Annotated in this window: 6 protein-coding genes; 1 reads left to right on the plus strand and 5 read right to left on the minus strand. The window is 64.9% G+C overall.

Features of this window, described 5'->3' with window-relative positions:
- Positions 1 to 25: 25 nt before the first annotated feature.
- Together thiH and KA184_22585 are read right to left on the minus strand one after the other, a co-directional pair.
- Complete coding sequence (gene thiH / locus KA184_22580; protein ID MBP8132374.1) at positions 26 to 1,147, minus strand: 2-iminoacetate synthase ThiH; 1,122 nt, start codon at positions 1,145 to 1,147, stop codon at positions 26 to 28.
- A gap of 58 nt (positions 1,148 to 1,205) precedes the next feature.
- Positions 1,206 to 2,054, minus strand: coding sequence for a thiazole synthase (locus tag KA184_22585; protein ID MBP8132375.1), 849 nt, complete (start codon positions 2,052 to 2,054; stop codon positions 1,206 to 1,208).
- 107 nt (positions 2,055 to 2,161) lie between these two features.
- Here KA184_22585 and KA184_22590 point away from each other — a divergent pair, with 107 nt between their 5' ends.
- The gene (locus KA184_22590; GenBank protein MBP8132376.1) at positions 2,162 to 3,607 is read left to right on the plus strand and encodes a TolC family protein; all 1,446 of its coding nucleotides are present in this window, start codon (positions 2,162 to 2,164) and stop codon (positions 3,605 to 3,607) included.
- A 233-nt stretch (positions 3,608 to 3,840) separates the two neighbouring features.
- On the opposite strand, the gene rfbB is transcribed toward KA184_22590, so the two are convergent.
- From rfbB to KA184_22605, 3 genes are all read right to left on the minus strand, one after another.
- Positions 3,841 to 4,854, minus strand: coding sequence for a dTDP-glucose 4,6-dehydratase (rfbB, locus tag KA184_22595; protein MBP8132377.1), 1,014 nt, complete (start codon positions 4,852 to 4,854; stop codon positions 3,841 to 3,843).
- Between the two features lie 5 nt (positions 4,855 to 4,859).
- The gene (gene rfbD / locus KA184_22600) at positions 4,860 to 5,699 is read right to left on the minus strand and encodes a dTDP-4-dehydrorhamnose reductase (protein MBP8132378.1); all 840 of its coding nucleotides are present in this window, start codon (positions 5,697 to 5,699) and stop codon (positions 4,860 to 4,862) included.
- 152 nt (positions 5,700 to 5,851) lie between these two features.
- Positions 5,852 to 6,341, minus strand: a 490-nt coding sequence (locus KA184_22605) for a hypothetical protein (protein MBP8132379.1), incomplete at its 5' end; no start/stop codon positions are given.

Here is a 6,341-nt window from a genome sequence, read left to right on the forward strand (position 1 = left end):
GAATTGCCGCGGCGCGACGCGCCGGTCAGCCATGGAAGGCGTGGTCGAAGTCCTTCCAGACCGGGTCGTATCCGGCCCGTCGGATGGCCGCGACAACTTCCTCGGGTCCGCGCCGGTCTTCTATTTCGAACTGTTCCAGCGCCAGCGCGCCGCGGTCCGTGTAACCGCCGGGCCTGGTCGAACTGCCGGCGCTCATGTGCGTGACGCCGAGCGGGATGAGCCGGTCGCGGAACGCCGCGGGCTCGCGCGTCGATAGGTTGAAGCCCGCTTCTGGCAAGAACAGGCGCATCGCTGCGATGAGCTGCACGTATTCGGCGTCCGTGACCGGATGGTCCACGTGAAAGCGCGCGGGCGTGTGCCGTAACCGCGGGAAGGATAGCGCCACGGTGCTCTGCCAACACGTCCTCTGCAAATACCGCGCATGCAGCGCGAGCCAGATCGCATCCACGCGCCAGTCCGCGAGCCCGAGGAGCACGCCTATGCTTAATCTGCGCACGCCCGCAAGACCGGCGCGCTCGATGGCATCGAGCCGGTAATCATAGTCGGCCTTGTGGCCCTCCAGATGCACGTGCGCGTACACCTCGCGATCGTACGTTTCCATGTAGAGCGTAACGCCTTCCAGGCCCAGCCCGGCCAGCCGCTCATAATCCGGCGCGTCGAGCGAATACACCTCGACGGCCACGGAATGAAAGTATTCTCGCGCGACGGCCACCGCCTCGGCGAGGTCGTCTACGGTCACCGCTTTGGGCGCTTCGCCCGTCAAGAGCAGAATGCTCTGGAACCCGCGCGCGGCGAGGGTCTCGCATTCGCGCCGGATTTCGCCAGGTTTCAGCGTGAGCCGCTTGTCCTTCATGCCTGACCGGAATGAAAAGCCGCAATAGACGCAATCCGCCGCGCAAAGATTCGAGAGGTACAGCGGCGCGTAGAGGCTGATCGTCCGCCCGAAATGCCACCGGGTCAGCCGTTGTGCTTCCCGGGCCATGCGTTCGAGATAAGGGCGTGCATGAGGGGAGAGCAAGGCGGCCAAATCGCCCGGCGCGCGGTCTTCCCGCGTGAGAGCTGCTTCGACGTCCGCCGCGGTGACGCAGTCAAGCAGGTGCCGCAGCCGCGCGCGCGGCCATGCGTCCTTGACCGGTTTGAAACTCATTGCTGCCAGTCCTTCAGGCGTGTGCCCCCCGCTTCACACAACACAACCGTCCGCCGGCTCATTCCAGAAAGCCGGTCAGCGGCGACGATGCTTCCGCCGTATCGCGTTGCGGGCCAAGGCCCGCACGGTATGCGGTGCGCCCCGCCTCGACGGCGAGCGCGAACGCCCGCGCCATTGCCCCGTGGTCCGCTGCATCGGCGAGCGCCGTATTCACGAGCACCGCATCTGCGCCCATTTCCATGGATTCGGCGGCATGCGATGGCGCGCCCAGCCCGGCATCCACCACTACGGGTACCGTGGCCTGCTCGATGATGATCCGGAGCATGTCGCGGGTTCGCACGCCCCGGTTGCTGCCGATGGGCGCGCCCAGGGGCATGACCGTGGCTGTCCCGATTTCTTCGAGCCGCTTGGCCAGAATCGGATCGGCCTGGATGTACGGGAGCACGACAAAGCCCTCCTGCACGAGCCTCTCCGCGGCCCGGACCGTTTCCACAGGGTCCGGAAGCAGGTAGCGCGGCTCTGGCGTCAGTTCCAGCTTGACCCACGGCTCCAGGCCGGCAGCCCGCGCCAGCCTTGCGAGGCGCACGGCCTCGTCCGCCGTGCGCGCGCCACTGGTGTTGGGCAGCAGCAGGTGCTTTGTCCGGTCAATGGCCGATAGAATGCCCTCCCCGTCGGGTTTCGACAGATCGACCCGGCGCAACGCCACCGTCACGATTTCCGCGCCGGACGCGTCGAGTGCGGCGCGCAATGCGCCTGCCGACGGGAACTTGCCCGTACCCACCATCAGGCGCGAGCGAAAGGCGCGCCCCGCTATGACCAGGGGATCATCCACGTTTGAAACTCCATGCGGCGGTGCGCGGTATCTGCCGCGCAAGTCCGGATTGTAACAAATGCGCCGAAAGGTCATAAAGAAGGCGAAGGGACGCGCCGCATTGACTCATTTCGGGGTCCTTCATTAGTATCTTGTAACGGGTTACGGTTGTTTCGGGGTGTTCCGTCAGAAAGGCGCCAATCATGCGACTCTTGTTGTTTTTGCTGGCAACCGGTCTTGCCGTTGTCCCTGCTTGGACGGAGGAACCGGCTCCGGCCTCCGCGCTGCCGGGCGCGCCGCAGCTCATCGAGATGATGGGGGACGTACTCGATGGTGTCGAGAGCGCTGCGCCGGTTGCGGAGACCGCCGCGGCCGGCGAACCGCTCGTGCTCGATGTGCGCCAATGCGTCCAGATGACCCTCGAACGCAATGCGCAGGTTTTTTCCACGGAGGCGGATGTGGCCGCGCGCGAGGCGCAGCATGGCCAGGCCAGGTCTCTGCGCTGGCCCCAGGTCAAAGGTCATGCGGGCTACACCTACGTCGACGGCATGCCCGTGGACCTGTACTCCTCCGGCGCGTTGAGTTTCATCGCGGGCTCGATCAGCGCCGAGAAGTATCAGGTGAACGCCGGATTCTCGCTGGAGCAGGTGCTCTATGCGGGCGGGCGCATTCAGGCCGCCGCACGCGCTTCGAAATACCTTGCGCGGTCCGAGGCGTGGAAACGCGAGGCGGCGCTTGCCGAACTGGAGTTCCAGGCGCGTCAGGGCTTTCACGACGCCCTGCTGGCGCGGGCGCTTGTTCTCGTGGCCGAGGAGAGCGTTGCGACTTTCGAGCGGCACTTGGCCGACGCGAGACAGATGTTGGAGGTCGGGCTGATCAGCGACTTCGAGGTGTTGCGCGCGCAGACGGAACTGGGCGCGCGCACGGCGGAACTCGAAACAGCGCGCGGCGCGGAACGTATCGCCGTTGTCAATCTGCTGCGCATTCTGGCCCTGCCCCAGAACACCGTGGTAGCCGTGAACGGCAAGATCGAGTGGGCGCCGCTCGATGCGCCGGTCGAAACGCTGGTCGAGGAGGCGCGCGCGAACCGGCCCGAACTGCGGGCGCTCGCGTTCGGCATCGAGGCGGCGCGGCAGCAGGTGGCCGTTAAGAAGGCGGGCTACAAGCCCAGCGCGGGCGCGCGGGTCATGTGGGAACAAGTGGAAGGCGGCACATCCATCATCCCGGAAGGATGGACCTTCAACGTTGGCCTCGAATGGGAACTCATGGCGGGCGGCAGGCGCAAATACGAAGTGGCCGAGGCGAACGCGCAACTCACAAGTCTCGAATATCAGCGCGAGGACGTCGACCGGCTCGTGGAACTCGACGTGCGCCAGGCCTTTCTCCGCGTCCAGGAAGCGATAGCCAAGATTCGTGCGGAAAAGGGCACCGTGGCGCTCGGCCTGGAAGGCTTGCGCATGGCCCAGTTGCGATTTCAGGAAGGCGTCGGCACGCAGGTGGAAACGCTGGACGCCGAACTGGCGCTCACGTCCGCGCGCACGCAACTCGTGCGCGCCTTGCGCGACTACGCCGTGGCCGCCGCCGCGCTCGACAAGGCTCTGGGGCGCACGTGGTCCGCGCGCGAACGGCCCGGCGTGGACCAGGAGTAGCGAGCGCGGGCCGATAGGCAACGGTTGAGATGCGAGCATCCCGGTTTGGCGGTCCCTCGTGTGGTGTAGTCGCCTTGTCGCGCGATTGACCAGAGAGACGTGAAGAGATCAGACAAATTACAGCGCGACCTCGCGTCGGGCAAAATACTTTTTCACGCGAGCCGCATCCGCGGCGCATCTTCCCGAAATTGTCCCGCGCGTTTCGCCCTGACTGGGCCTGTGCGGGCGCGGCACTACGATTGGGCGGACAAGGTCGCATACTGCCGCCTGTAATACTCGAGGTACTCGCCCGTCTTGATCTTGCGCCACCACCATGCGTTCTCCTGGTACCAGCGCACCGTCGCCGCCATGCCCTCGTCCCAGTCCATCTGCGGGCGCCAGCCCAGCCCGCGCAGCTTCGAGGCATCTATCGCGTACCGCCGGTCGTGGCCCGGCCGGTCGGGAACGAAGCGGATCAGGCTCTCGTCGCGGCCGGTAAGCTCGAGAATTCTGCGCGTCAGCACAATGTTCTCGCGTTCGTTGCCGCCCGCGACGTTGTAAATCTCGCCCTCCCGGCCTTCGCGCAGCGCGAGGTCGATGCCGCGGCAGTGGTCGTCCACGTACAGCCAGTCTCGCACGTTGTGTTCGCCGCCCTTGTAGAGCGGCAACGGTTCGTTGTCGATCGCGTTTGTGGCAAACAGGGGCAGCACCTTTTCGGGATACTGATAGGGGCCATAAGTGTTCGAACCGCGCGTGATGATCACGGGCACGGAAAACGTGGTGAAATAGGAGCGGCCCAGCAGTTCGCCGCCCGCTTTCGCCGCGCTGTAGGGATTGCGAGGGTTGATCGGGTCCGTCTCTTGAAACGAACCGGTTTCGATGCTGCCGTACACCTCGTCGGTTGAGACCAGCAGCACGCGCGGCGTGCCCAACCGTTTCGCCGCTTCCATGATGTTGTACACACCGTCCACGTTCGTGCGCAGGAATTCCGTAGCGCCCATGATGCTGCGGTCCACGTGCGTCTCCGCCGCGAAATTCACTACTGCGTCACAGCCTTCCATCGCGGCGCCGATGGCCGCGGCGTCCGCGATATCCCCGCGGACGAACGTGTGCCGCGACGGCGGGCACTCCTTCACATTGTCCAGATTGCCCGCGTAGGTCAGCTTGTCAAAGTTAACCACGTGCACGCCCGGATAGGTCCGCAGCAGGTATCGTACAAACGCGGACCCGATGAACCCGGCACCGCCGGTGACGAGAATTCGTTTCATCTTTCTTACGTTCTCCGTTTCATGTAGCCGGCCAGCGCATCGCGCCAGGGACGCATCGCGGTCCCCGTGACCTGTTCGAGCCGCGCATTGGACAGCACCGAATACTTCGGGCGCCTGGCCTTCGCCGGAAAATCGCTCGCGACACAAGGGTCGAGGCGTATACCGGCTTTTGCGAGATCGAGGATCGCGCGCGCGAATTCGAAACGCGAGCAGGCGCCACTGTTCACCGCGTGATAGGTCCCATATTCGTCCGTACGCACGAGCGCCAGGATTGCCCCGGCCAGGTCAAGCGTGTGCGTGGGCGAACCGACCTCGTCGCATACCACGCGCAACGGCCCGCGTTCCTTTGCGGCGCGCAACATCTTCTCCACGAAATTGTTGCCGCCCGGCCCATACAGCCACGCCGTGCGCACAATAAAATGGTACGGGTTTGCCTTGCGCACCGCGACTTCGCCCGCCGCTTTCGTCTTGCCGTAGACGCCCAGCGGCGACACGGGGTCGTCCGGCTCGTAGGGGGACCCTTTTGTGCCGTCGAACACGTAATCCGTGCTGACGTGCACAATCGGGATGCGCCGGTACGCCGCAATCTCCGCGAGGTTTCGCGCCCCAGCCTCGTTGGTCAGGAACGCCGCTTCCAGCGCGCTCTCCGCGCCGTCCACGTCCGTAAAGGCCGCTGCATTCACGATCAGGTCCGGTGCGAAAGCTGAGACGATGCTCTGCACGCCCGGCTCATACGCGATATTCACTTCCGGCAGGTCATGCCCCGAAACCTCGCCTTCCTGCTCAAACACCCGCAGCAGGTCGCGGCCCAATTGTCCTTTCGCGCCAAATACCAAGGTTCGCATTGAATGGGATTCCCTCGCTCGCGGCAGGGATTGTAGCAACTGCGGTCATGCTGCGACAACGAAAAGATGAAAGGCTCTTTGTACCCTTGCTGCGCGGCAAAGGAATACTGTAGCCGGCGAAGCAGCCGTTTACACCCTCTCCGGCTGCGCGCTTACCCTGGCCCCGGGCAGAACCCGTCCTCCGTATCCTCGCAGAGATGGTAGCCGCCGCTGTTGTAGAACTGAATGACCCGGAGCAATTCGCTTAGCACAATGCTCCAGTCCGGTCCGGCGGGGACATAGTCCGCGTCGTGGGGACAACAATCCGCATGCAAGCCGGTGCCGGGCACATAGCCGTCTTCCGTGCCGTCCGGCTGGTCCGCGCAATGGAAGCCGCCCGAGTTATAGAACTGAATGACCCGGAGCAATTCGCTCAGGCCGATGAGGTGGTCTTGCGAGAAATCGGCGCTATGCCATTCGCTCGCGCACGGGTCCTGTCCCTCGCCCTCGCCTTCGCCCTCGCCCTCACCTTCGCCCTCGCCCTCGCCCTCGCCTTCGCCCTCGCCCTCGCCCTCACCTTCGCCCTCGCCTTCGCCCTCACCTTCGCCCTCACCTTCGCCTTCGCCCTCACCTTCGCCTTCGCCCTCACCCTCGCCCTCGCCC

The organism is Candidatus Hydrogenedentota bacterium, from assembly GCA_018005585.1.
Taxonomy (GTDB): domain Bacteria; phylum Hydrogenedentota; class Hydrogenedentia; order Hydrogenedentales; family JAGMZX01; genus JAGMZX01.

Bases quoted from the DNA above. Each gene is read 5' to 3' on its own strand.
- thiH (MBP8132374.1), bottom strand. From the start codon at position 1,147: ATGAGTTTCAAACCGGTCAAGGACGCATGGCCGCGCGCGCGGCTGCGG.
- KA184_22585 (MBP8132375.1), bottom strand. From the start codon at position 2,054: ATGACCTTTCGGCGCATTTGTTACAATCCGGACTTGCGCGGCAGATAC.
- KA184_22590 (MBP8132376.1), top strand. From the start codon at position 2,162: ATGCGACTCTTGTTGTTTTTGCTGGCAACCGGTCTTGCCGTTGTCCCT.
- rfbB (MBP8132377.1), bottom strand. From the start codon at position 4,854: ATGAAACGAATTCTCGTCACCGGCGGTGCCGGGTTCATCGGGTCCGCG.
- rfbD (MBP8132378.1), bottom strand. From the start codon at position 5,699: ATGCGAACCTTGGTATTTGGCGCGAAAGGACAATTGGGCCGCGACCTG.